General features: G+C 56.3%; 20 protein-coding genes. 6 read left to right on the top strand and 14 right to left on the bottom strand.

Annotated elements, in window-relative coordinates:
- Nucleotides 1-329: 329 nt before the first annotated feature.
- Nucleotides 330-470, bottom strand: a complete 141-nt coding sequence (locus tag HY962_06360; GenBank protein MBI5646537.1) for a hypothetical protein — start codon at nucleotides 468-470, stop codon at nucleotides 330-332.
- A 759-nt stretch (nucleotides 471-1,229) separates the two neighbouring features.
- Between HY962_06360 and HY962_06355 the strand changes: the two genes are divergently transcribed.
- From HY962_06355 to HY962_06345, 3 genes are all read left to right on the top strand, one after another.
- Nucleotides 1,230-2,138, top strand: coding sequence for a hypothetical protein (locus tag HY962_06355; GenBank protein MBI5646536.1), 909 nt, complete (start codon nucleotides 1,230-1,232; stop codon nucleotides 2,136-2,138).
- Nucleotides 2,139-2,156: 18 nt separating this feature from the next.
- The gene (locus HY962_06350) at nucleotides 2,157-2,675 is read left to right on the top strand and encodes a hypothetical protein (protein MBI5646535.1); all 519 of its coding nucleotides are present in this window, start codon (nucleotides 2,157-2,159) and stop codon (nucleotides 2,673-2,675) included.
- Nucleotides 2,676-2,785: 110 nt separating this feature from the next.
- The gene (locus tag HY962_06345; protein ID MBI5646534.1) at nucleotides 2,786-3,016 is read left to right on the top strand and encodes a helix-turn-helix domain-containing protein; all 231 of its coding nucleotides are present in this window, start codon (nucleotides 2,786-2,788) and stop codon (nucleotides 3,014-3,016) included.
- 837 nt (nucleotides 3,017-3,853) lie between these two features.
- Here the strand turns inward: HY962_06345 and HY962_06340 are convergent.
- Entirely contained in the window at nucleotides 3,854-5,392 is a 1,539-nt protein-coding gene (locus HY962_06340) for a hypothetical protein (GenBank protein MBI5646533.1), read from the bottom strand.
- The gene (locus HY962_06335) at nucleotides 5,373-6,764 is read right to left on the bottom strand and encodes a toll/interleukin-1 receptor domain-containing protein (protein ID MBI5646532.1); all 1,392 of its coding nucleotides are present in this window, start codon (nucleotides 6,762-6,764) and stop codon (nucleotides 5,373-5,375) included. Before HY962_06335 ends, HY962_06340 begins: the two co-directional genes overlap by 20 nt.
- A 308-nt stretch (nucleotides 6,765-7,072) precedes the next feature.
- On the opposite strand from HY962_06335, the gene HY962_06330 reads away from it, so the two are divergent.
- The 3 genes from HY962_06330 (at nucleotide 7,073) to HY962_06320 (ending at nucleotide 10,726) form a co-directional block, all read left to right on the top strand.
- Nucleotides 7,073-7,765, top strand: a complete 693-nt coding sequence (locus HY962_06330) for a hypothetical protein (protein ID MBI5646531.1) — start codon at nucleotides 7,073-7,075, stop codon at nucleotides 7,763-7,765.
- Nucleotides 7,766-7,856: 91 nt separating this feature from the next.
- Nucleotides 7,857-8,666: a peptidylprolyl isomerase gene (locus tag HY962_06325; protein MBI5646530.1), complete on the top strand. Its 810-nt coding sequence runs from the start codon at nucleotides 7,857-7,859 to the stop codon at nucleotides 8,664-8,666.
- A 536-nt stretch (nucleotides 8,667-9,202) separates the two neighbouring features.
- Nucleotides 9,203-10,726 carry an aromatic amino acid lyase gene (locus tag HY962_06320; GenBank protein MBI5646529.1) on the top strand — a complete coding sequence of 508 codons (1,524 nt, stop codon included), beginning with the start codon at nucleotides 9,203-9,205 and terminating at the stop codon, nucleotides 10,724-10,726.
- Between the two features lie 1,412 nt (nucleotides 10,727-12,138).
- On the opposite strand, the gene rbsC is transcribed toward HY962_06320, so the two are convergent.
- The 11 genes from rbsC to HY962_06265 all read right to left on the bottom strand — a co-directional run bounded on the left by rbsC (nucleotide 12,139) and on the right by HY962_06265 (nucleotide 25,077).
- Nucleotides 12,139-13,095: a ribose ABC transporter permease gene (gene rbsC / locus HY962_06315; GenBank protein MBI5646528.1), complete on the bottom strand. Its 957-nt coding sequence runs from the start codon at nucleotides 13,093-13,095 to the stop codon at nucleotides 12,139-12,141.
- Nucleotides 13,092-14,573, bottom strand: coding sequence for a sugar ABC transporter ATP-binding protein (locus tag HY962_06310; protein MBI5646527.1), 1,482 nt, complete (start codon nucleotides 14,571-14,573; stop codon nucleotides 13,092-13,094). The genes rbsC and HY962_06310 overlap by 4 nt, the downstream gene beginning before the upstream one ends.
- 104 nt (nucleotides 14,574-14,677) lie before the next feature.
- On the bottom strand, nucleotides 14,678-15,601 hold the full coding sequence (locus HY962_06305; GenBank protein ID MBI5646526.1) for a substrate-binding domain-containing protein: 924 nt from the start codon (nucleotides 15,599-15,601) through the stop codon (nucleotides 14,678-14,680).
- 123 nt (nucleotides 15,602-15,724) lie between these two features.
- Nucleotides 15,725-18,070: a PAS domain S-box protein gene (locus tag HY962_06300; GenBank protein MBI5646525.1), complete on the bottom strand. Its 2,346-nt coding sequence runs from the start codon at nucleotides 18,068-18,070 to the stop codon at nucleotides 15,725-15,727.
- 213 nt (nucleotides 18,071-18,283) lie between these two features.
- Nucleotides 18,284-20,542, bottom strand: a complete 2,259-nt coding sequence (locus HY962_06295) for a TonB-dependent receptor (protein MBI5646524.1) — start codon at nucleotides 20,540-20,542, stop codon at nucleotides 18,284-18,286.
- A 70-nt stretch (nucleotides 20,543-20,612) separates the two neighbouring features.
- The gene (locus tag HY962_06290; GenBank protein ID MBI5646523.1) at nucleotides 20,613-20,987 is read right to left on the bottom strand and encodes a hypothetical protein; all 375 of its coding nucleotides are present in this window, start codon (nucleotides 20,985-20,987) and stop codon (nucleotides 20,613-20,615) included.
- Between the two features lie 58 nt (nucleotides 20,988-21,045).
- Complete coding sequence (locus tag HY962_06285) at nucleotides 21,046-21,459, bottom strand: arsenate reductase ArsC (protein ID MBI5646522.1); 414 nt, start codon at nucleotides 21,457-21,459, stop codon at nucleotides 21,046-21,048.
- 196 nt (nucleotides 21,460-21,655) lie between these two features.
- On the bottom strand, nucleotides 21,656-22,459 hold the full coding sequence (gene arsM / locus HY962_06280) for an arsenite methyltransferase (protein MBI5646521.1): 804 nt from the start codon (nucleotides 22,457-22,459) through the stop codon (nucleotides 21,656-21,658).
- Nucleotides 22,460-22,731: 272 nt separating this feature from the next.
- Nucleotides 22,732-23,781 (bottom strand): ACR3 family arsenite efflux transporter, encoded by a 1,050-nt coding sequence (gene arsB, locus HY962_06275; protein ID MBI5646520.1) that lies wholly within the window; start codon nucleotides 23,779-23,781, stop codon nucleotides 22,732-22,734.
- Between the two features lie 3 nt (nucleotides 23,782-23,784).
- Nucleotides 23,785-24,129 carry a metalloregulator ArsR/SmtB family transcription factor gene (locus HY962_06270; protein ID MBI5646519.1) on the bottom strand — a complete coding sequence of 115 codons (345 nt, stop codon included), beginning with the start codon at nucleotides 24,127-24,129 and terminating at the stop codon, nucleotides 23,785-23,787.
- Between the two features lie 237 nt (nucleotides 24,130-24,366).
- Entirely contained in the window at nucleotides 24,367-25,077 is a 711-nt protein-coding gene (locus HY962_06265; protein ID MBI5646518.1) for a thermonuclease family protein, read from the bottom strand.
- Nucleotides 25,078-25,156: the final 79 nt, after the last annotated feature.

Genomic DNA, 25,156 nt, shown 5'->3' with positions numbered 1-25,156 from the left:
AGACGTTCCCGAGACGTTCTGCAAGACGGAGCAATCCGAGTTTGTTCCCGATGAGTTTCTGTTGCGTGGTCATCGTCACACGGTCCTTTCATGTGGTGGTTGATGATACGCGTCTGTCAGATATTATCCTAACTTGTACACATCACGCGAAAACGTCGTTCGCAGTTGCGAAAAAGGTCTTTGCGAGTTCAGTTCACATCAATGTAAGTTCGGTGCGTATAGTCGCAGATGTGTCACCGCACTTTGCGAGTTCGTTCACAGCAGTTGCAAGTTCGGCGCCTGACATTGCGAGATTGGTGCGCACACTCTGCGACTTCGGTACGTCTTGGTCAAAAGTTGTTCCCGCACTCTGCGAGTTCGTTCACAGAGACTGCAAGTTCAGTCACGGTCTTTGCGAGTTCCGTCACTATGCTCTGCACAGTGTTTCCATACTTCGCAAGGTCGGTGCCGGTGACTGCAAGTTCGTTCACACAGTGTAAAAGTCGTCACCGGGCTCTGCAAGTTCAGTCACAGTAGTGTGCGAGTTCGTTCACTCCCCTCGCAAAACGTGCATCACACTCTGCGAGTTCGGTCACACACACTGAAATTGTGTTTCCGCACCTTGCGAGTTCAGTCACCACACTCTGCAACCGTGTCACCACACTATGTTTTTGTGCGAAACACCGATTACGGCTCGAAAACGACATTTTCACGTCGATCACCCCACAACGAGACGCGACCCCGACTCTTATCACTGCACCCCGGGCCGGCGGATATTAACTTCCCTACCCCATAGTAACACGTATTGACATTCACCCTGCCTCACCGTATGTTGCCCGCATCCACAACGCTGAGGGCAGCGCGACACGTGATTGATCCTCAAAACATTGGTGAAACGGGGCAACGGGAATTTACGACCGAGGCGGATGGGTTCTGTCGAGGGTGTCTCGCGTGGTATCGGCCCAGCATTCGATCGGCATCGACATTCGGTCGTGTTCTAGTTGTTGACTGTTGTTATCTGGACCCGCATAACCTGAGACACGAAGGACACGGTGCGCGTACAATGAATTTGAATGGGTACACCTGCCGTATTCTAACAGCATGAATCACATGCGCATTAGACTTACTGGATTTTGAAATCCGCATTTTATGCGGGTTCGCTTAATTGTTGCTAGGCGTGAGGTATAAGTATTTCGAATCACGTTAGCAAAATCTGGTACCTTCAAATAATCATACCGCAGGAGACTCCAATGAAAAAGGTCAATTGTTTTCCGCTGTTCTTAATTCTCGTCTTTTCTCTTCTCGGATGTGGAGGATCTGATAAGGGGACATATTCTTCAGATGGCATCCCAGAAGAAAGTTCGAAATACCGGCCTATTAGCAACAAAGAAAGTAATGCCGACAATACACCAGTCAATTGCGCAATACAAACATATATTCCTTTGGAAAAAGGAGAAACACTTAATCTTGGTGATATTCGAGAAAAGGCCACTGAAGATCACTTTGATGTAATAAAGTCCAATTCCGAGTTCATTTATTTGTCGCTTTCCAAATCGACAAAGGCGTTTGTTGAAAAATCCGGGAGAATCACAGTACTATCCGATGATAAAGGGAAGCATCTCAATGAAATTCAATTTCTTGAAGCCGACCTGTCGCAGGTTTTAAATACAATACGTTCGACCAGAACCGATATGGATCAACGACCAAACTATCATAGAGTCAATATTATACGATCTAAATATTGGAAAGCGGCAATTTGGAGATCAGTTGTATATTATGGCGAATCAAGTAGTATTTACCAAAGAATTATATTCATTGGCGCATATAAAGCGTCAGCTGAATTGCGAGTTCCATCAGGTATTGAAATCAAAGAGATGAAATTAAATTGCGTTGAATATTTATGGGTACTCGGTGGGCCATTCTCATTCAGTGTTCGAGGAATTGCGAGAAGCGTGAAGAAGAATGGAGAATCTACTGATTTAGATGATATTCGGGTTGGTACTCATACTGTTAATTGGGATGAATGGGGTGGGAGTGTGTTTATCATTAATCTGCGTTGCAATGGCACCAACGATATATCGGTTTCATGTAATGATTTGAATCAATTTGCTGTAATCACATCGCGTAAATACAGCGAACTGCAGACACCAAATAGATAGAATCGGAAGACAATTTATATGGCAACGTCGTCGCTTCTTTCAAGTGTGTTTATTGCTTTGATCTGTGTTTGTGCTCAAGCCCAAACACACAGAGCCAGGGTGGAGGATGTGAACTTTGGAAATCATACTTTCATATTTTCAGAGGAGAAAGTTGAATTGTCAAATGGGGAGTTAAAACGAAATGTAGGGAAAGAAAGTGTTGTTCTAAGTGCAAAATTAGGCAGAATATGCTATTCCGATTTTAATGCGGATGGTGTTACGGACGCTGCTTTTACATTGCAACTTGGAATCAATGGAACGATTTGTTCAAGCGCTGAGCATTATGTTTTCACAATACGGAATGGACGTCTTACAGAGCTGTTTCATCAATCGCGTGAAAAGGGTGGTGATATGCAAGTGGTGAACAAGACAATTATTATTACGGCGCCATATTGGCGTCAAGACGATGCGCATTGTTGTCCAACAGCCCAAATGACGGAAAAATATGGATGGAGGAAAGGGTATTTTTATCCCATTCAAAAAATAATTAATGAATGAATGTGTGATTGGAAGCAAGCTAACAAGCGCATCACTCCGACTCTGTACAAGTTAGGATAATATCTGACAGACGCGTATCATCAACCACCACACGAAAGGACCGTGTGACGATGACCACGCAACAGAAACTCATCGGGAACAAACTCGGATTGCTCCGTCTTGCAGAACGTCTCGGGAACGTCTCGAAGGCGTGCAAGATCATGGGCTATTCTCGTGACAGCTACTACAGGTTCAGCGACCTGTTCGATCTGGGCGGTGAACTCGCCTTGCAGGATATGTCGCACAAAAAGCCGTTCCTGAAGAACCGTGTCGATACGTCCATCGAAGAGGCAGTCCCGTGAGAGATTTCCGTGGAACCAACCTACGGCAGTCCAAAGTGTGAAGTGAACCTCGCAAATACGCGTTCCTTGACCCCTACGGCCAGCGGGCAGGAAACTTGGCGGCGTCATGATATCGAGACCATCTTGAAAAGTCACAGCCTTGGCGGTGTACATGGCTCGGAAGCAGTAGAACCATTCTATGTGGAACACGGCTTGCGATTGCTACGCCTGGGCACTGGATGCGGCACCGAGTTATGCGGCGTACGCAAGCATCATTACTACGACTTGTATCGAGCCCTGGAAGAATTCGTCCTCTCTCCCAGGAGACGCGGCTTACGCTAACCAACGGTACCTACGAGCTTTCTCATATGACGATCCAATCCGTGTTCTATACCGTGGCGTTCCGGCGGTTCACCTGCATCAGTATCGAGGAGATCCTATAGAATTGCGTCGTATGCTAACCACTTACAACACCGTCAGGCTGCACTCGGGTTAGGACTGCTTAGGTAAGACGTCTGCGTAGGCTTTTCTCGCCTCTATGCCGCCTGCAAAACAATTTTTCCTCGATACATTACAAACATCATTTACGACTTCGAATCGGACTGACAGAGCCACCGTCCGCCAGTTCTAATCTTAGCTAGTACAACTCAATCGACCTAGTGACTACCATTATCGAACCTGTTAATAGGTTGGGAAAGACAGGCCCTTGGATAGTGATTTTCACACCATACATTGTACATATTTTGTGGCGTATATTTTCTTTGTCGCTTTAGCTATGTTCGCTCTGAATGTCTAATTCACTCGACTAGGCTTGCACTCGTCTTCTGACCATATATATTACACAATCTGGAAGAATAGTTATATGTAATACATAAACGGCAGTATTTCAAGATTTTCCTCTGGACCAGCGGTAAGGATTTCACCAATTGCATCAGCAAATTTCAGAGTTACCGGTGTACCATCACAATAGACGCATGAATTGTAATTTAGCTTTGTAAGTGAAAGAATATCATTACAAACAGTAACAATGTCCTCGCTACCACGAACCAACTGAATGCTAAGCGGGTTTGGTGTTTCTAAGCCGAGTATAGATTGTAGTCGCGGGATGAATCCTTTTGTCCACAGATAAGCAGTGCGCTTCCCGTTTACGTAACAGGAGCCTCTCATAATTGGAAACGTGCTCGACCTAAATAGTTTGAATACTCTTTCTTGCCTGATTCGAACACCAACTAATTGAACCTTGCCACAGGACGCGTCTTCAAACCCAGACCACTCTTCATCCTCGAATTGTATTTTACCATGAATAAAGATCTGACGAGGCATTCTCCCTTCATTCGTCGATCGAAAGGTATCTAATACCGATTTTAGTAATTCACATGCTTTTTCTCTAGTAAGGTGGTATTCACGTGTTAAAGGGTTATAATATGGGCCAACACGACCTCTAAACACAGTCCCATCTCCTGAGTCGAGAAACAACTGCGCGGCACAACATGCATATCGTTCATTTTTATTATTTTTGTCTTGTTTAAACGATAGTCCTATATAGCACACATCCTTCCGTATTCTTCCCAATTTCCAAGGTAGTCCTCCAGCCTTGTAGTACATAGCTGTGGCCATATTCCATGCTATTGCCGTCTCGTGCTTTCTTCTTTCGGTTCTTTTTGCTTCAGTCAGATTCGAATACTCGTGGAATGCAATTGTCATTTCTCTGACGATCTGAGTCAAGAGGCGATGCTTGAGCAATTTAATTTTTAGCTGATTATGAAAGTGATTCTCGTAGTAGTAATTAATTCTCCATCGTTTGTATTCCTCATTTTCAAACATTCCTTCAATTTGCCGCGTATACTCATCAGAGATCCCGACACGAATTAAGTTCTCCGATAGATTAGAGCTCTTTGGCCGACACAGAGTGTAGACAATATCAGGAATTACAACAAACCACAACTTTGGCGTACGTTCGCCTTCTTTGATGTACGTAAGCAGCTTGTCAACGTACAGATCTACTATCGAGCCGACCCTTACATGAGGGTCATCGTAACGGTAGAATGTTTCTAATTTGTTTTCATCGACCTTAAGTTCAGGTATCGCAAGTGTATTAATCGTTATACCAAAGACCTCCTCAAATCCGGGAAAAAACGGCTTAGCAATATCATGAACTGGATGATAAATTGGTTTAGCGATTTTTCTTAGCCACGCCTTGCAACGCCTGACACCGTCCGCCGTTCCAATGATTCCAACAGTGAAACTATCTATACAGCCTTTATCGTAAGGCCCAAACAAAGTGAGGCCATCTCTCGGGTCTTCTGCTTCTTGGTTATAGCCGAATCGCAGTTTTGGTTCTTTGAGATGGAGGACTTGCAAACGATTCGCGTTAGGTTTATTCATCTTCGCATTCATCGTTTTCTTCCTTCCCTGCTTCATCTGCACTGTTATCATAATAGTCTAGCGGCACTAATCTGGCGTACTGCTTGGGATCGTCAAAACCCCATGTTGATTCGAACATCATCGTGCATGATGACAGTTTCAAAGTGTATTTCGGTGTCAATGGTATGTGTATTTCATTGCCCTCATCAGCTAGGCTATTCAAGAATGCAAGCATCAACATCCGCCAGTCTGCGTTGAAGAATGCTTTCCCCTTAGATCGTCTCGCACGATGAAGTTTTTTTGAGTCATTCCAAATCTTCTTGCCTTCGTCCGAGAACAACAGGTGTGCGTTCATAACATAACAAAGTTGAGGGTATAACATGGCTTTACAACTCATTCCATAATGCCATTTCGCCTTATAAAATGTTCCCACAAGCTGTTTCCATGTCTGCTTCCCTTCGTATTCAAAGTGTACCTTGTTGCCTACAAGCTGGTTGTCCAGGTACAGGTAACATTTCTTATTTCCTGACATTATTACAGAAGCAAGACCTAAGGATTCAACAAACATTTCGAAAGCAACATTTAACAGACGCACAAAAAATCTCTTTCGATCAGCGAGCACTGGAAAGTCTGTGTAGTCAATATTGTTGAATATTGACACGCTATCAACTATGGTTCGCTTTGAATACGGGATATCAAAACCATGCTCCCGGCTGAATGAAGGCACGTCGCTTAAGAACGTTATTAGATATTTATCATGCTTTACTGCAGGATACTCATGTATTTCGTCGAGCACTGCTTCAACCTGATTGGCATTCGAATATTCATACACATAATACCGCTTTGGCGTATTTATAATTGCGAGCCAGTTCGAATACAGAACCTCGTACCTTTTATAAATATACGAGTCGGTTGAATATCTGTTTTTTATCCAATCATCAACTGAGAGCGGTCTTTTTTCATTCCGCGGGACATTATCATTATGAAGCTTGAATAATAGTTTTTTCAGAGCCTTTGCCCACGATTCATCAAATCTAAAATGATTTTTAACATTTACACCTATTCTTACATCAAAATTCACATCGTCTATTTTAAGCACCATTACAAAATCTGATAATTTTAACCGTCTTCCGATTACTTTGGTTTGTTCCCATTCGTCTATTACCCCTTGTTTTGTAAATGTATCCTTGGAGAGAACTAGTAGGTACTTACATGTCTTATTTTCGAGTACGTCCTGCAAAACTTGCCAGTAATCAGCTTCGCCACCTTTTAGCCAAGTGAGGTCACACTCGACACTATATCCTTCGTTTTTTAATTTACCATACAACCATAAAGTAAATTCATTGTCTTCAGGATTGGCATGGCCAATGAATATCGTGTCTCGTATTTTAGCTGTAGGCTTCACTTTCTCATTCAACCTTTTTCTGGCATGATCTATGGCAGCTTCTCATCCGCATCTGCTCTTCTCCACTTCTTTTCAGCCCGTACATCTAACTTTGTTTGCAACGTACTAATATCCTAATATTCAAGCAACCGCAGTTCCAAGGTGGTCTAGACCCCTTCCTGTCAATATCGGTGCGACAAGAACCAACTCCATATTTACCTCACTATGGAGGACTGGACCGGGTGGCGGACTTCTCCCCCGAAAACCGATCCGGCAAGAAGAAGAGATTTTCCGCATATTCCCGTCACCGACAGAGGGAGGGCTTGCCAATGAAGACGTCAAAGTTCACCAACTCACCCAGCATCGTCACGTATCTCTTCGCCCTGCTTGCTTGCCTGCTTCTATCCGGAGAATTACATGCGCAGGTACGAGAGACGGCAACCGCGGACGTCGATGAATCCGCGTATTGGCTGCAGCTCCAGGCGGGAGTGATGACGTTTGGTGCACCGTCGTATGCGGACGTGTTGGCACCGCGTCCATTTCTTACCGTGGGGTATGTCGGACGGATCCCTCTGCTCTCCGGGCTGGGCACATACTGGCGTGTGTCCACGGGGATGTCTCCCGATTTCTCACTGTATAACAGTTCGCGCGCCAACGAGCCATTTTTTCTGCTGGATATGAATCTGTTTGTCGATTTTAACGAACGAGGGCGCATCCCCGAACTTGGCCCGGCGCTGTCGGCGGGAATATCCATCGTCAAACCACTCACCGACACGTATCCACTTATAGACCATGGTCTCTCCCGTGCGCGCTGGTCCACTTCGAATTGGGTGGACGCCATACATGTGTTCGTCTCCTTTATCTTCCGTATCCACCCCTCCATGATAGAACTGTATGCCCGTTTTGCCGTGACACGCTCCGTTTCGTGGGATGACTCGTACCCAACGTCTGAACTGTCCTCTCGCGGCACAGACAGACCTTTCTTCTTCGGAATCAGTTACGCGTATCTGATCGCCCTCTGAGACGAGGCCGGGGATGGCCGGAGTCGTGTTGAAAAGGACAACGCCGAAGTTTACCTTGTGATGTACCTGGATCAATAACACGGCGACCGTCATGAAAGCACGACTCCTTTTCTCGCTCTCCTTCTCACTTTTCACGGTGATCGCCCAGGCGCAGACCCAGGTGACCTTCTACACCACGATGGGAAATTTTGTTGCGAGCATGGAAGAGGCGAAGCGCCCGATTACCACCTCGAATTTCCTGGGCCTGGTCAAGGCGAAGTTCTATGATGGAATCATCTTCCACCGCGTTGTGAAGGGGTTCGTGATACAAGGCGGAGATCCGACCGGCACCGGATCAGGAGGGTCGGGTGTGACAATTCCAGACGAATTGATTCCACCGTTCAGCAACGTGCAGAAGACGCTCGGCATGGCGACCTCCGGGCCAAATACCGCCACCAGCCAGTTTTATATCAATCTTGTGGACAACACACGTCTCGATGCGAATTACACCGCGTTCGGTACCGTCATCACAAATTTCTCCGTGGTCCAGGCAATAGGCAACGTCCCGGTGGTGAATAGCAGGCCGGTGACACCCGTCGTGATGGACAGCGTGCGTATAACGTTTGCGCCCACCGGCGTGGAACACCACGTCGCAGCATCGCCCGACATGCATATCTTCCCCAATCCGGTGCGGAGCGGGAGTCTCGTTTCCGTGTCATCCGACACCCACTACCAAGCGACCGTCAGCATGGTCGATCAACTCGGACGAGTGGTGTACCAAACCGTGAAGGATATTTCAGCCGGCATCACCACCTTCACCCTTGATGAAGCACGGCTCGATACCTTTCCGGCAGGGATATACAACCTCTCGATTGCCGGCAAACACGCGCCACTGAATCGGACCTTCATCCTTCTGCGCTAACATTGCAAACGTGACATGTAATTGATCGTATGAACGTGTGTACATACCACGTGTGCACGGTCTGCGATGTGTGGAAAGTAGCAAGGTAGCAAAGTCGAAAGCGGTGGCACGTGTGACAGGTTCACTTTGCTACATGTCCACCTTGCAACAAAACACACACGGCCACAACCTCACGGCCTACCGCCCAGCGCACCGCTTTGTGCAGACCCAAAATCGGCATTAGGAAAATTACGAGACAAAATCCGCGAGAGGCGAGCACAAGGCGGATGCCTGTTTGAGGACCGATCCGACGCAGGAGGATCGGGACGAGTTTGCATCCGCCGCGAGCCGACGCGAGATTTTGGCCGGAATTTTCCGAAGCCGCGGATTTTTCTTTGCTTCTTTCTTTTGTTCCGTACAAAAGAAAGAAGGAGACACACAGTGGATCCTGCGAGCGTGGGAGCGTTCATACGCAGTTTGGTGGATAACGAAATTGCCGCAATATTTGAACACCATTCCTCTGGACCCCCTCCTCCACACTACACAGGAAAGCACCTATGTCCATCGTCATCGACGGTTCCCATCTCACGATCGACCAGCTCGTCGCCATCGCGCGTCACAATGAAGAAGTAGTGCTCGATACCGCCGCGCGCGGACGCATCGCCGCCTGCCGCGCCATGCTGGATGCCAAGATCGAGGCACACGAAATCATGTACGGCATCAACACGGGCATCGGGGAATTCTCGGAGATTGTGCTCAACGACGAGCAGGTGCAGGAGTTCCAGAAATACCTCATCTACAATCACGCCGCGGGCATCGGCGAACCCGCGCCCATCGAATACGTGCGCGGCGCCATGGCCGGACGTATCAACGTGCACGCACACGGCAACTCGGGCTGCCGGCCCGAGATCACCGAGACGCTGGTGGCGCTGTTAAACGCCGGTGTGACGCCGGTGGTGTGCCAGAAGGGATCCGTGGGCGCCTGCGGCGACCTTGCGCCGATGTCGCAGGTGGCGCTGCTGATGATGGGTGAAGGCGAGGCCTGGTACAAGGGCGAGCGCCTGCCGTCGCGTGTGGCGATGGAGCGCGCGGGCATCCCCATTCCCGGCTTACACGCGCGCGACGGACTCGCAACCATCAACGGCTCGAACCTGCTCACCGCGATGAGCGCCATACATCTGTACGACATGAACCGCCTGCTGAAACAGGCCGAGATCGCCACGGCGATGTCGCTCGAGGGTCTGCTGGCCAACCTCAAACCCTACGACACGCGCCTGCACGAGCTGCGCGGCTTTGCGGGCGCGGTGCGCAGCGCGGCCGCGATACGCAAGTGTATCGAGGGCAGCGATCTGCAGACCGGCAAGATCAAGACAAAGGTGCAGGACGCCTACTCGATGCGTTCGACGCCGCAGGTGATAGGCGCCGCACACGACGCCATCGCGCATGCGTGGAAACAGGTCGAGATCGAACTCAACGGCGTGGGCGACAATCCGATATTCCTGCCCGAATCGAATCTGACCCTGACCGGCGCCAACTTCCAGGGCACACCCGTGGCGCTGCCGATGGACATGGCCGGCGCGGCGATGACCATGGTGTGTGTGCTCTCGGAGCGCCGCCTCAACCGCCTGCTCAATCCCGCGCTCAGCGTCGGACTCCCCGCCTTCCTCACAAAGGGCGCGGGCATGTTCTCGGGCCTCATGCTCAGCCAGTACACCGCCGATTCCCTCATCGTCGAGCAGCGCATACTCTCCGCGCCCGCGTCGATACAGTCCATCCCCGCCGCGGCCGACCAGGAGGACTTCGTCTCGATGGGCATGAACACCGCCATCAAAAACGCACAGATCGTCGACAACGCCTGCGGCGTGCTCGGCATCGAGTTCATCGCCGCCGCGCAGGCCCTCGACTTCCGCGACTTCACGCCCGGCCTCGGCGTCCGCGCCGCCAAAGCCATCGTCCGCCGCCACGTCGCCCACCTCGACACCGACCGCCCCCTCTACCCCGACCACACCACTATGCAGCACGTCGTCCGCTCCTGCGAAATCCTCGACGCCGTTGAGGCAGCGGTGGGATCGCTCGGCTAGCATGAGGTTACGTTATTCGTTTTACGTTCCCACGGGAAACGGATCTACTGGGCGTGGAAAGTAGCAAGGTAGCAAAGTAGAAGACGTTACACGTAACACGTATCCACGTTACACGTCTTCCGTTCCCACGGGAAACGGATCTACTGGGCGTGGAAGGCAGCAAGGTAGCAAGGTAGAAGACGTTACACGTTACACGTATCCACGTAACACGTGCCTACTGCGCCCGGCCCGCGGGAACGGCACGACGTGCAACAGTGGAGCACTGCCGCGCGTTTATTAAACCTTCGTTACCTCCGTTCCTCCTGTGATTATGTGACACGTATCCACGTAACTCCCCCCAAGGCCCGCGGGAACGGCACGACGTGCAACAGCACAGCGCTGCGCCGCGCGTTTATAAAACCTCCGTTACCTCCGTTCCTCCTGTTAATACGTTACGCGTATCCACGTTACACGTTCCGTCGCGCTTCGACAAGCTGCCAATGACATCTCAGCATGTGACTTCAACAGAGGGAGGGTTTTCGACGACGTATGGAACCCAGCCCGGAGCGAAGCGGAGGGCGGCACATGCTAGCCCCGGGCGAAGCCCGGGGTGACGCGCACGCCCTGCGTGTAATGAGCCCGGAGCGAAGCGGAGGGCGGCACAAGCGAATCTCTGACCTGTGGAGTGGTTCTGTCGTGCCTCGACTTTTGGCATAAAACGGGATTCACTTCGTCAACATCCGAGAAGAACCGTCCGCCATTGTCTATGCCATATCGTCGAAAGAGAAACTCCACCTCCTCCCTGTAACTCATCTTTCGATAGTGCTCCTTTAGATTCCGGATATAGTACCGCAGTGTGGGTACTGCCAAGGCGCTGACCGAAAAAGCGGCATATCCATGCTGCCACCGGAAACCAGGCACACATTCCCGACGCAACCACCGTGATGAATTCGCCTTCACCTCCCGGACATGTGCCGCCCTCCGCTGCGCTCCGGGCTCACTCAATTCGCCTTGCGCCCATGACCCCGGGCTTCGCCCGGGGCTAGCATGTGCCGCCCTCCGCTGCGCTCCGGGCTGGAGTCGTGCGTCATTACGCCTTCACGCCTTCCCGTCTTTACCCCTTTACGCCTTTACGCCTTCACGCCTTCCCGTCTTTACGCCTTCACGTCTTTACGCCTTCACGTCTTTACGCCTTCACACCACTACGAAACACCGCCGCCGTGCCACCCTTCGACTTCGCTGCCAATGACATTTCTGGATGTCACCTCCCAAATGAGTCAGACGAAGTCAGTGTAGGGGACTCAGCGTGACACAGCGTGGCGGTCACGCGTTTATAAAACCTCCCCACCTCCCCTTCTCCCTGTTGCTGTTCTCCTGTCTCCGTTCACTCCCGTCTCCCAAATCCTAGATCCTAGATCCTAAGCTCCTAGATCCTAGTTCCTCCTCCGATCCAGCATCGTGGCGAGTACAATCACCACCCCTACGATCACCTGCTGGAGGTAGCTCGATACGTTCAGCAGATTCAGGCCGTTGCGGAGGACGGCGATGAGGAGCGCGCCGATGATGGTGCCGATCATCGTGCCGCGGCCGCCCTGCAGACTGGTGCCGCCGACCACGACGGCGGCGATGGCGTCGAGTTCGTACATGATGCCCGCGTTGGGCTGACCCGAGTTCATGCGCGAGGCGAGCAACACGCCGCTCACCGCGGCGAGTGTGCCGCTGACCGCGTACACGGCGGTGAGAATACGCGCGGGCGACAGACCCGCAAGACGCGCGGCTTCCTCGTTGCCACCCACGGCGTACACGTAACGCCCGAAGCGGGTGCGTGTCAGCACCACATGCGACACAACGAATACGAGCACCATGATCAGTGCGGGCACGGGGATGCCTGCGAGGCGTCCGCTGCCTATCTGCGCAAACTCCTGTGGCAGTTCCCATACGGGACGTCCGTCGGTCCATACAAACGCCAGGCCGCGCCACACGGTCATCAGCGCAAGAGTCGCGATGAACGGCGTGATACGGAATCGTGTCACGATGCCGCCCGCGGCGAAGCCCGACACAGCGCCGAAGGCCGTGCCCGCCGCGATGCCCAGCGCGAGGTTCATCGGGAACGGCAGGTCGATCTTGCACACACTTGCGGCAACGATGCCCGCAAGCGCGACCACGGAGCCCACGGACAGATCGATGCCCGCCGTGAGAATCACAAACGTCATGCCCGCCGCGATGATCGCGTTGATCGAGGCCTGCAGGGACACGTTCAACAGATTGTCCGCCGTGAGGAAATAGGGCGTGAGCTGCACAAAGATCAGCACCTCGAGCAGGAAGGCCACGGCGATGCCGTAGCGGCTGACGAGGGCGCCCAGGCGCGCCGCGCGTGTGGTGTCGTTCATGTCCGTCCGTCCTCGAATGTGCGCGTGGCGAGCGCCATCACGGTTTCCTGCGTGGCCTCGGCCCGCTCGAGCGTGCCCGCCACACGTCCCCTGCTCAACACCAGCACACGGTCGCACATGCCGAGCAGTTCGGGCAGATCCGACGAGATCATCACCACGCCCTTGCCCGCGCGCGCGAGCGACACGATGTGTGTGTAGATCTCGAACTTCGCGCCCACGTCCACTCCCGCGGTCGGCTCGTGAAACACGAGCACACGCGCCTCGGTCTCCATCGCGCGAGCGAGTACCACTTTCTGCCGGTTCCCGCCGCTCAGGGCGGTGACCGGCGATTCTATATCGGAGGGTTTGATCCGATATCTTTCGCTGGCCGCCCGCGCCGCCGCGTCTTCGAGCGAGGCGCGCAGCAGGCGTCCGCGCACGTGGCGTGTGAGCGTGCTGATGGTGATGTTTGCGCGCACGGGCAGATTCGGGAATACGCCGAGGGTGTTGCGGTCCTCGGTCAACAGCGCGAGACCCGCCTGCAGCGCGGCAGCGGGCGTTCTGGGCGCGTAGGACCGTCCGCCGAGCGTCATGGATCCGGAGAGTCCGGGTTCGACGCCGTACAACAGACGCGACAGTTCCAGTTTGCCGCTGCCGATGAGTCCCGCCACACCCAGCACCTCGCCCTCTTTCAGCGTGAACGAGATGTCGCGCAGTGTGGCGGTGGACACGGTGTCGAGCACAAGCAGTTCGGCGCCGGCCTCGACACTTTCCTTCGGATATTCCTGTTCGATGTCGCGGCCCACCATCCAGCGGATGAGGCGGGGGCGGTCCGCATCGGCCACGGCACTGCCCGCCACCACACGGCCGTCGCGCAGCACGGTGATACGGTCGCCGATTTCGAAAATTTCCTCGAGGCGGTGCGAGATGTAAAAGATGCCCGTGCCCTTTTCACGCAGTGCCCGCAGTATGCCGAAGAGGCGGGTCTTCTCGCGCTCGGTCAGGGCCGCGGTCGGTTCGTCGAGCACCAGCACACGCAAGTCACGCGTCAGGGCCTTGGCGATTTCCACGATCTGCCGTTCCGCGCTTCCGAGTCGCTCGACGGGACAGTCGGGATCGAATTCCTCGCCCAGTAATTCCAGGGCCGCGCGCGCGCGCGTCCGCAAGACGGATCGATCGATAAAAAATCCCGCGCTGCGTGGTTCGTCGCCCAGCAGCATGTTCTCGGCCACACTCAATGCGGGCACCAGCCGCGATTCCTGATGGATCATGCCGATGCCGAGCCGCTGCGATGCGGCGGGCGAATCGATACTCGCCTCGCGCCCTTCAAAACGGATGCTGCCCGCGGTGCGCACAATGCCGCCGGACAGTATGCCCATCAATGTCGATTTCCCCGCGCCGTTCTCCCCCACCAGGCAGTGAATTTCGCCCGCGTACAGATCGATGTGTACGTCGTCGAGCGCGCGCACGCCGGGATAACTCTTCCCGATGCCCTGCATCGAAAGCAGAGGCACGGCCGCGTTCTCACCGGCGCGTGTCACTCACCGCTCCGCTGCGCGCAAATCCGATACACGCATGTTTTCCCGCCCGCGTTTCAATCCGTTCATTTTGTCGCGGCAAGCTGCGCGGCGTCCACCAGTCCCACTTCCACCGGAAACACTTTCGGCACGGTCTCGCCTGCAAAATGTTTGCGTATCATCTCGATGGTCGCGCTGCCGATTTTATCGGGATACTGCACCACGTCGGCCTTGAGCGGTGATCCGCGCAGAATGGCGTCGCGCGCGGGCGGCGTTGCATCGTAGCCCACGATCACGAGGTCGCTGCGGCGGAACTGCTCACATGCGTCGAGCGCGCCGAGCGCCGAGTCGTCGTTGATGCCGAAGATGCCGCGCAGGCCCTGCTGCGCCTGCAGTACGTCGGCCGCGGCCTGCAGCGCGCGGTCGCGCACGCCCTGCCCGTTGACGTCGGCCACCACGGTGATGCCGGGATACTGCGCGAGCACGTCGCGGAAGCCCTGCACGCGGTCGAGCACGGACGTCACCACCGGCTGATTGATGATTGCCACCGCACCCTTGCCGCCCAGCATTTTCGCCATGTACTCGCCCGCAAGACGGCCGCCCGCCACGTTGTCGGATGCGATGTGGCACACCACGGGCGCGTTTTCGGCGGCGATGTCGGCCGTAAACACGGGGATGCCCGCCTGCGTGGCGGTGAGTACACCCGGACCCACACCGCGCGAGTCCACGGGACACAACACTATCGCATCCACTTTGCGCGCGACAAAATCCTCGATCTGCGAGATCTGTTTGCCGAGATCAAAGTCGGCGGATGTGACGATCAGTTCGTAGCCCGACTTCTCGGCCTCGCGGATCAGGCCTTCCTCCAGATCCTTGTAGAAGAGATGTCCGCGATTCAGCAGCGACACACCGATCACCTTCGTCGTTTTTTTCCCCTCCTTCGGAGCGCAGGAAAACGACACAAACAGACAGCAGGCGCAGAGGCCGAGGAGCGACAGAGTGCGGATCATGGGGGAGCGGTTTTGGTGTGAGGGATGGGGGCGATACACGCGTGGTGCATCGATGTAACCTAGCAATTCACGGACATGAAAACAACGCGCCCCGCTCCGGCACGCACCGTTCCCACCGCTCCCCTAGTCCTCGCGCGTCGCGAGCAGGCGCTCCAGCGAATCGAGCAGCAACGCCTTGCCCGCCGGTTTGGCGATGAAGTCGTTGCAGCCCGCCGCGATACACTCGTCGCGGTCGGTCGGGAAGGCGTGAGCCGTGAGCGCTATAACGGGAAGCGCGCCGAAACGATCCGACGAACGGATCTCGCGTGTGAGATCGATGCCGGTTTTTTTTCCACGCAGCGAAATGTCCATCAGCACCACATCCACCTGTCTGCGTCGCAGCACCTTCCAGGCGTCGGCCGCGCTGTTCGCCTCGGCCACCGCGTAGGCGTCGCCGAGAATCAGCGTCAGATACTCTATGGTCATCTCGTCGTCCTCGACGATCAGCACGCAGGGTTTGTGTTTGCGTCGCGGCCGCACATGAGGCGCGGGTGCCGCGTCGGACGGCCGCCGCACGGGCACGGGTTCGCCGGAGCGCAGAAGCACGGTGAATGCCGAGCCCGCGCCCTTCTCGCTCGCGACATGTATCTCGGCCCCGTGAAACTCGAGGTACTTTTTCACGAGTGCGAGGCCGAGTCCGATGCCGTCGTAGGCGCGCGAATGCCCGATTTCCTCCTGCGAGTAGGGTTCAAAAAGATTGGGGAGATACTCCTCCGAAATTCCGATGCCCGTGTCGCGCACCTCGATGCCGATCATGCCGGGCTCCGCGCGGAACATACGCACGGTGACTCCGCCGGCGCTGGTGTACTTGATGGCGTTGTCGAGAAGATTCAGCACCGCCTGCGACAGGTAGTATTCGTCGGCCGGCGCGTCGATGTGCCCGCACTCGTTGACGTACGACAGCGTGAGCCCCTTTTTGTGGGCCTTCGGGCGTATGTCGCTGAGCACACGCGAGAGCAGCGCGTGCAGATCCGTCTCCTGCAGCTCGACAAGCAGTTCACCCGACTGTATGCGCGAGAAACTCAGGATCTCGTCCACCGTACGCATGAGCCGCTCGCTGCCGCGCTGTATGTTGTCGAAATACTTGTGCTCGCTCTCGCGGATGCGGTCCGCAAAAAGCTCCTGCAGGAACTGTGTGTAGCCGGTGATGGTGTTGAGCGGCGTGCGGATTTCGTGGGAGATGTTTGCGATGAAGGCGTCCTTGATGCGGTCCGACCGCTCGGCGCGCTCCTTTGCATGCACCATCGCGAACTCGGCGTGTTTGCGGTCGGTGATGTCGAGCACGATGCCGGTGAGACGTGTGGCGCGGTCGTCGTCGCTGCTGTGGGAGATGACCATGCCGGCGATGTTGATCCAAATCCACGATCCGTCGCCGCGCAGCAGACGCATCTCGAGCGAGAAGCGGTGCATGTCACCGCCGAGCACACGTGTAAAGATGTCGCGTATCGTGTTGATGTCGTCGGGATGCAGGCGGCGGAAGTATTTCCGGATGCGTCCCTCGAGATCCTCGCGGGGCAGGCCGAGGATCTCGCAGAGCTGCTCGTTCACCGTGACATTGTCGGCGTCGAGATCCCAGTCGATGATGCCGCAATGCGCGCCCTCGATCGCAAGCGCCAGACGCCGCTGACTGTGTATCAACGCGGCCTCCGCGCGGCGCCAGTCGGTGACGTCGCGGTTGATGCCGACGAGTCCGGTGATGCGGCCGTCGTGTTCGCGCAGCGGAATCTTCGAGATGAGTATGGAGCGTTCGACCTCGCCGGTTGCGGGATTCACACGCATGCGTCCCTGATGGTTGAGTATCGGGACGCCGGTCTCGAGCAGTTGGCGCTCCTCCTGTTCCGCCAATCCCGCGAATTCCGACGTGATGAGGTCACGGTCGTGTTTTCCGACCACGTCGGCCTCGACGTCCTGCCGTAGCGCGCGCACACACGCGTTGTTGACAAGGATGAAGCGCCCCGTGCGATCCTTGACGTAGATTTCGTCGGGTATCGCGTTGATGATCGTCTTGAGCAGGCGGCGTTCACTGTCGAGTTCCTCGAGCACGGCATGGCGCTCACTGTCGTTGCGGATGCTCGCGAGCAATGCCGAGGGATGGCCCTCGTCGTCGATCAGCGCGCGCGCGCTGATCTCGACCGGGAATGTTGTGCCGTCGTGCATCCGGGCCATGTAACTGCCCTGCAGCGATGCGCCCTCGCTGATGATCCGCTGCACGGACTCCATGGCAAGATCTTTCATCGGACCTTCCACAAACAGATCGAAGGCGTTCACGCGCTCATCCATTGCCTCCTCCATCGTGGAGAAGCCGTACATTTCGAGCGCGCGTGAATTGGCCCACAAAACGCGGCCTTCGGGCGAAATGATCACAAACCCGTCCGGTGAAACCTCGAGAAGATGGCGGTGAAAATCTCCGTCCTGAAGCTGAAAGCTCATGGCCGACCTGCAGACTGTGGGGGTGGCTCGATCGCTGCACGCAGCGACCGCAGGCGTTGAGAGTGTGTCCGCGCGGTGCTCCGGCCGCGCGGCGCCGCGCGGGGCGCACGCGGCGGATTCGGTACTCGGCCGATCACAACGAATCTACGAATCTTTTTGTGCCAAATCAGGGCCTATTACGTCTCTCATGGAAAGATTTTCCACGTGAGACGATTACTCGTCCTCCTCGTGGGCAGGCGCGAGACGGACGCGGAATCCTGCGAACAACTCGCGTCCCTTGACGGGCCCCCAGATGAAGGACGTTTCGAAATACCGGTCGAAGGGACGGACGGGATTGAGTATCGGATTATCCTGTCTCTTATCGAGCAGATTTTCGACACCGGCATACAGTTCGAGCGCTTCCCACCGCTGCGTGAGCTGGAAATTGAGCAGCGCGTACCACGGCGAGCGCTCCGGAAGCCGGAAGGCCTCGGGGTAGGCCGTCGTGTGCGGCAGTGTCTGCGGACCGAACATTTCGAGTGTGGCGGCGAAGAGCAGGCCCGACATAGAATGGTCGTATGAGGCGGCGAACAAGGCGCGGTGCCGCGAGGTGAAGAGCACGTCCTTCCTGCCCTCCGCGCGATCCTCGAAGGCGTCGGTGAACGTGTACGCAAGTTTCGCCTCGAGTCCTTCGGCCAGATCCGCGAGCAACTCCGCCACGAGGTTGTTCGATATGACGGGTGATTCGCGCTGTGTGAAGTGGACGGTGAACGGATCGATGTCGTAGTCGGCCGTCAACTGCCGGCGCACCTCGGTGCGGAACACATCGAGCGCCGCCGTGAGTGTGATGCCGGCGAAGCCGCCGATGCGTGTGAGCGAGAGTCCGTAATTGCGCGTGCGTTCGAGCGCGGGCGCCGCGGGGAAACTCAGGTCGCGGCTGCTCGCCAGCAGCACGGCGTTTTCGCTGAACAGCAGGGGTCTGCGTGCTCCCGTGCCGGCGACGCCGCGCACGGTCAGGCCCTGCCCCGCCTCCCACTTGGCGAAGAAGCGTGGTGTGACAAAGCCGCCGTGTGTGTTGTGCGCGTCCGCGCGGATGCCGCCGATGAGCACGAGGTCGTCGTCGTCGCCGAACACGAGTTTGCCCTCGGTAAAGAGACCCGGCACGTTTTCGACCAGTGTGCTCGATCCGGCGTAGGTTTTGCCGAGCGGATTCGCGTTGAAGCCGATGTCCTCGGCCAGTGTAAAGTGTTTGTAACTCGCGCCCGCCTTCAGCGTGTGCTCGCCGCCCATCGGTATGGTGATGCCGGCGTCGGTGTACCACTGCCGCTGCGTGCCCGTGTAGCGGGTCACGCCGTACCAGGCGTTCTGTCCGTGCGACGCGCCTGCCGTGTGTATTTTGAGCATGAGTTCATCGTCGAGCGGCAGGTCGGCCGTTGCATACATCTCGGCGCGCCTGTTGTCGACCACCTGTCCGTACTGCGTGATCGAACCCGCGTCACGCGCCGCGTCAAATCCCGTCGTGCCGCCGACACGGCGCTCGTCGGTGAACTTTGCGCCGAGCCGCAGCAGCGTGCCCTCGCCGTCGTTGTACTTCCACGTGTTGGTCAGAAACGTCCGGTTGATGCGCGGCATGTCGATGAACGTGTTGCCGTCCTCGTCCACGGCCTGCGAGGGCTGCACAAGCTGACCCGCGAGCAGCGTGCTCCAATGTCCGAACACGCGCGACGTGCTGATGTTCACCTGCCGCTCGAGCGAGGCGCTTGCAAAACCGTTCAGGAAAAACGCGTCGGTCGCGTCGGACTCGTGCAGCAGCACGTTCACGATGCCGCTCGAGGCCTCGTAGCCCTGCAGGACGGAGTTCGCGCCCTTCACGATGTACATCTGGCGGATCAGCGTGCCGGGGATGAAGGAGAGTCCGTACTGCGCGTTGAGTCCGCTGAACAGCGTGGGAGTGTTCTCGAGCAGAAGCTGTGTGTACACGCCCGCCATGCCCAGCATGCGCAACTCGCGTGTGTCGGTGATGACGTCGGTGACAGAGGGCTCGACGGAGATGCTGGTGGAGAAACAACCGCTGAGGTCGCAGCACGGCGCCTTTTTCAATTCGGCGGCCGAGACACTCTCCGCGCGGAATTCGATGGGCGCCGCGGCGACACCCTTGCGTTCGCCCATCACCGTCACCTCGCCGAGCGACTTGCCATCCTCGAGGATGATGCGCAGCGGACGCGCGCCCGAGACGATGTCGAGTGTGTCGCCGATATACCCGGCGTGGCCGATCACGAGGCGCGAGGCGCCCTCGGGTCGCGGGAGTTCGAAACGTCCGTCCACCCCCGTGGCGGCACCGGTGTTTGTGCCGAGCCAGAATACGTTGACGCCGATGACGGGCTGCGTGCTGTCGCCCTCCTCGTGCAGCACGATGCCGCTGATCCGCTGCTGCGCCGCAAGCGGGAGGGACAGGACACAGATGTATAGAAACACTGCTGCGATGGTTCGCATGATATTCCTCGTGTGACTGTGAGAGAAAAACGTTCACCGTTCCGCGCCTGCGGAACGTCGTCGGGGAATACTATGCGTGTCGCGGAGGGAGTGTCGAGACCGGAAGAATGATGGAGACGGGACAGTCGACGAGACACGCCGGTATGGGAACCGCGTGTGTCGCGGCGCCGGCTTCGCAGTACACGAGCACAAAACTGCCGCCGCCGCGGTTGCAGATGTCGCAGTGACAGTCGTCGCCGCAGGCCTCGGTTTCCCCCTCACCGGAACAGCAATCGGAATCGAGTCCGGTCAGAATAAGGCCGTGCGAAACGTGCGAGACGGCTTCGTCGATACAACCGCAGTACGGGAACTGCGCGAACAGAAACACCGCGACAAGCAGCAGCGCCGAGAGCCGGACGGCCGTGGCATGGTGCGTGGACGATGTATGGTGTGCGCCCGTTCTCATAATTACCACAAGGTACGGCGCAATTGGCTGTCAGTCAAACGGCCTTGAACTCCGCGGATCAGGATGCGCCGAAGAGCGTCGCAAACTCGCGGCGGATTTCATCACGCACGCGCCGGTACACGGGCAGAATCTCCTCCTCGCTGCCCTGCGCGTCCGCGGGATCGTCGAAGGGAACATGTGCACGCCGCGTGTAGCCCGGCCACACCGGACAGTCGCGCTCGGCATTACCGCACACGGTCAGCACAAGATCAAAGTGCCGCCCCACAAATTCGTCCACATGTTTCGACCGATGTGTGGAGATGTCGATGCCGATTTCCTGCATCACGCGTATCGCCCAGGGATTCACCGTCGACGGACGTGTGCCCGCCGACTCGGCATCCCACATATCTCCAAAATCGTGACGCACAATCCCCTCCGCCATCTGCGAACGGCAACTGTTTCCTGTGCAGAGAATTAAAACGGTGTGTTTCATCTAATATCCGATTGAATAGTCCTGAGAGCTTTTGTATGAAGTCCCTCTGTGCGATGATGTGGTGTAGCGCGAAGAAAAATCACACAGGAGGAACGGAGGAAACGGAGGTTTTTTCTTGCGGCCTTCGGCCGCTGTCCCGCTGTCCCGCTGTCCCGCTCTCCCGCTGTCCCGCTGTCCCGCTGTCCCGCTCTCCGTCTCACGCCTTGCGGCCGGTGACGGTGATGCTGAGGATACGCGTGGATCCGAGTGTGCGTTCTTCGGCAGGGACGTCGGCGGCGAGCTGATCGACGGCCGACTGCGGGATGTTGATGACTTTTTCCGCGCGGACCTCGACGGCGCTGAAGCCGGCGTCGGTGATGTGTTGCAGGTACTCGTCCTTCTGCTGTGCGCCCGCGACACAGCCCGCGTAGAGCAGCGCGGCATCACGCATGGCGGGAGGAATTTCGCCGTCGAGCACGATGTCGGAAACGCAGAAGTGTCCGCCCGGTTTGGTGACGCGGAACATTTCCGCAAAGGCGGACTTTTTATCCGGCACGAGGTTGAGCACGCAGTTCGAGAGGATCACATCGACACTGTCGCGGTCCACGGGCAGATGTTCTATCTCGCCCAGGCGGAATTCCACATTTGCAGCGCCGAGGGAGGTCGCGTTCCGGCGCGCGCGCGCGATCATCTCCGGCGTCATATCGACACCGATGACACAACCTTCCGCGCCCACGATGGACGCCGCGATAAACACGTCGTTCCCCGCTCCGCTGCCGAGATCCAGCACGGTCATGCCTGGACGTAATCCGGCGTGGTCGGTGGGAATGCCGCAGCCGAGTCCGAGGTCGGCCTCCGGCGCGTACCCCTCCACCTTCGTGTATTCATCCGCCATGATCGTGTACACATTGCCGCATCCCTCGCTGCCCTGTCCGCAGCATCCACCCGCCGTCTCGCCCGCTATCGCCAACTCCGCATACTTCTCGCGGACTACCAATTTGATGTCTTCAGGATTTTTCATTGTTGCTTCTCGTTTTTATGTAGGAAGGTAGGAAAGTAGCAAAGTGGCCAAGTAAAAGACTTCGTTACACGTCACACGTTACACGTCACACGTTCCACGTTACACACTTTACGTCGTGGCGCTTTCCGCCCGCTTCGGACTCAGCGAGACACTTCTCGGCATGTCATACTTTACGCCTTTACCTCTTTACGACTTTACGCCATCACACCGTGCCACCCTTCGACTCCGCTCAGGGTGACACGGTGCCTTTACCTCTTTACATCTTTACCTCTTTACGTCTTTTCGATCTTGAATCCCCCCCGCCACCGCACCGCAACTCGTACCAACGCTATAAGCACAGGCACTTCAATAAGCGGTCCTATTACCGCTGCAAAAGCGGCTCCGGAGTTGATGCCGAAGACGGCGACGGCAACGGCGATGGCGAGTTCAAAGTTGTTGCTGGCCGCGGTGAACGACAGCGCGGCGGTTTTCGGATACGATGCTCCGATTTTTTTCCCGAGGAAAAACGACACGGCGAACATAACAACGAAGTACACGACCAGCGGCAGCGCGATACGCAGCACGTCGAGCGGAAGCTGCACGATCACTTCCCCTTTCAGCGAGAACATCACCAGGATGGTGAAGAGCAGCGCCACGAGAGTGAGCGGCGATATCGCGGGAATAAAGCGTTGTGTATACCACGCGTCGCCTTTCAGACGGCGCAGCACGAGGCGCGAGAGAAGTCCGGCCGCGAAGGGAATGCCGAGATAGACGAGCACGGATTCCGCGATCTGACCCATGGAGACGTCGACCACCATGCCTTCAAGGCCTATCATCCGCGGAAGCACCGTGATGAACAGGTAGGCATACAGCGAGTAGAAGAACACCTGGAACAGCGAGTTGAGTGCGACAAGTCCCGCCGCGTATTCGGGATCACCTTGCGCGAGGTCGTTCCACACGATGACCATGGCGATACAGCGCGCGAGGCCGATCAGGATGAGGCCCGCCATATAATCCGGCAGGTCGGGCAGGAAGATCACCGCGAGGAGAAACATCAGCACGGGACCGATGATCCAGTTCTGTACCAGCGACAGCGCCAGAATACGTGTATCCCGAAAGACACGGCCCATCTCCTCGTACCGCACCTTTGCGAGGGGCGGATACATCATGAGGATGAGTCCGATGGCGATCGGAATATTCGTTGTGCCGACGCTGAAGGTGTTCCAGAACTCCGACACGCCCGGCTGGAAATGTCCCCACGCCACGCCGACCAGCATGGCCAGGAAAATCCACAGTGTGAGATAGCGGTCGAGGAAGGACAGTCGGTGGACCATGCGGCTCATGCTTCAGTCTCCATCTTCAGGTGCGCAGCAGGCGGGTGCGTGTTTTTTCAGGCGGAGCGAGTCTTTCACAAAGAGCGCCGCGCCGTCGGTTCCGCGGACGAACACACGGATGACGGACCTCGACAGCGCGTCCTCCTTCCGCAGCGCGTAGTGCATCCACTGCCCTTCGCGCCGCGCGCGGACCAGTCCCGCCGAGCGCAGCACCGCGAGATGCCGCGACACACGCGCCTGCGGCAGCGCGAGAACCCGCTCGATGTCGCAGACGCACAGTTCGCCCGCCTCGGCAAGGAGACGCACGATGCGCAAGCGTGTGTTATCACCCAGCGCCTTGAAAAGTTCCGCTATCATGTCGACGTCATTCATACGCATATTCGTTTATACGAATATACATATACGATGTTGCGCTGTCAAGTCCCCTTCCTCGCGCCCTACTCCGTTGCGGACGAAATGCCGCGGTCCCGTAGGAGGATGTTGGGCAAAAAAGCACACAGGAGGAACGGAGGAAAGGGAGGTTTTTTCTTGCGGCCTTCGGCCGCTGTCCCGCTCTCCCGCTGTCCCGCTCTCCCGCTGTCCCGCTGTCCGGCGCTAGCGCGGTGCGCCGCAGTTCGGGCACGGCCTGTGTGTTTGCCGTGCGTCGCGCAGGAGGCGCGGATACTTCGAATGTGCGAGACCCTCGCAGCCGGCGAGGTGATAGGCCTTGCCGGATTTTGTCACGTACACGGTGTCGGTGTCGCGTTTGGTCGCGGCGGACGGTGGCGGACTGTCGGGCGACTGCACGGTGTACGTTTTTTCTCCGCCCGCGGCGTCGGAGCTGCGCTGATTCTGACGCCAATCCCAGGGGGCGATGGGAGACGGATCGGCCCACAGACCCTTTTTTGCACTGCGTGCATTCGACTCAAGTGCCTGCAGCGTCTTGTCGTCGGGTGCGTAGCGCTGATACCACCAGGCGAGTCCCGCTTCAACGAGGGCATGATTCACGCTGCTGCCGTCGGCGAGTATCACCTCGCCCACGATGCGGCCGTATCTGTCCTTGTCGCGCATCCGCACCGTCACAACTTTCCCGAAGCACTGATCGCTTGTGAACTGCTTCGATTTCTGCCCGTAGGGCTGATCCTTCTCCGGAGCATCCACACCATGAAAACGAATCCGCAGCGGAGAATTCTCCACCAGCAATTCAATCGTGTCTCCATCCTTCACCGACACAACTTTGCCCTGCATTTCCTGCGCGCGAGAATCGCAATGCAGCGCGAGAAGAATACTTACTGCAAATGTCAGAAGGCGGATGGTCTGTTTCATGTGTCCTGTCCTGCTCGTGGTGGATCGTGTATGCCTGAAATCTACGAAGGAGGGAACGCGGAACCCAGAACGCTGTCAG

The sequence above is a fragment of the Ignavibacteriota bacterium genome, from assembly GCA_016218045.1.
Taxonomy (GTDB): Bacteria; Bacteroidota; Ignavibacteria; order SZUA-365; family SZUA-365; genus JACRFB01.
Note: the sequence above shows the minus strand (reverse complement) of the source record. Positions and strands in the feature narration are given on the sequence as shown.

Bases quoted from the DNA above. Each gene is read 5' to 3' on its own strand.
- HY962_06340 (MBI5646533.1), bottom strand. From the start codon at position 5,392: ATGAATGCGAAGATGAATAAACCTAACGCGAATCGTTTGCAAGTCCTC.
- HY962_06285 (MBI5646522.1), bottom strand. From the start codon at position 21,459: ATGAAACACACCGTTTTAATTCTCTGCACAGGAAACAGTTGCCGTTCG.
- arsB (MBI5646520.1), bottom strand. From the start codon at position 23,781: ATGAGCCGCATGGTCCACCGACTGTCCTTCCTCGACCGCTATCTCACA.
- HY962_06325 (MBI5646530.1), top strand. From the start codon at position 7,857: ATGAAAGCACGACTCCTTTTCTCGCTCTCCTTCTCACTTTTCACGGTG.
- HY962_06295 (MBI5646524.1), bottom strand. From the start codon at position 20,542: ATGCGAACCATCGCAGCAGTGTTTCTATACATCTGTGTCCTGTCCCTC.
- HY962_06355 (MBI5646536.1), top strand. From the start codon at position 1,230: ATGAAAAAGGTCAATTGTTTTCCGCTGTTCTTAATTCTCGTCTTTTCT.
- HY962_06290 (MBI5646523.1), bottom strand. From the start codon at position 20,987: ATGAGAACGGGCGCACACCATACATCGTCCACGCACCATGCCACGGCC.
- HY962_06350 (MBI5646535.1), top strand. From the start codon at position 2,157: ATGGCAACGTCGTCGCTTCTTTCAAGTGTGTTTATTGCTTTGATCTGT.
- HY962_06300 (MBI5646525.1), bottom strand. From the start codon at position 18,070: ATGAGCTTTCAGCTTCAGGACGGAGATTTTCACCGCCATCTTCTCGAG.
- HY962_06270 (MBI5646519.1), bottom strand. From the start codon at position 24,129: ATGATAGCGGAACTTTTCAAGGCGCTGGGTGATAACACACGCTTGCGC.
- HY962_06310 (MBI5646527.1), bottom strand. From the start codon at position 14,573: ATGCAGGGCATCGGGAAGAGTTATCCCGGCGTGCGCGCGCTCGACGAC.
- HY962_06320 (MBI5646529.1), top strand. From the start codon at position 9,203: ATGTCCATCGTCATCGACGGTTCCCATCTCACGATCGACCAGCTCGTC.
- arsM (MBI5646521.1), bottom strand. From the start codon at position 22,459: ATGAAAAATCCTGAAGACATCAAATTGGTAGTCCGCGAGAAGTATGCG.
- HY962_06305 (MBI5646526.1), bottom strand. From the start codon at position 15,601: ATGATCCGCACTCTGTCGCTCCTCGGCCTCTGCGCCTGCTGTCTGTTT.
- HY962_06265 (MBI5646518.1), bottom strand. From the start codon at position 25,077: ATGAAACAGACCATCCGCCTTCTGACATTTGCAGTAAGTATTCTTCTC.
- rbsC (MBI5646528.1), bottom strand. From the start codon at position 13,095: ATGAACGACACCACACGCGCGGCGCGCCTGGGCGCCCTCGTCAGCCGC.
- HY962_06330 (MBI5646531.1), top strand. From the start codon at position 7,073: ATGAAGACGTCAAAGTTCACCAACTCACCCAGCATCGTCACGTATCTC.
- HY962_06345 (MBI5646534.1), top strand. From the start codon at position 2,786: ATGACCACGCAACAGAAACTCATCGGGAACAAACTCGGATTGCTCCGT.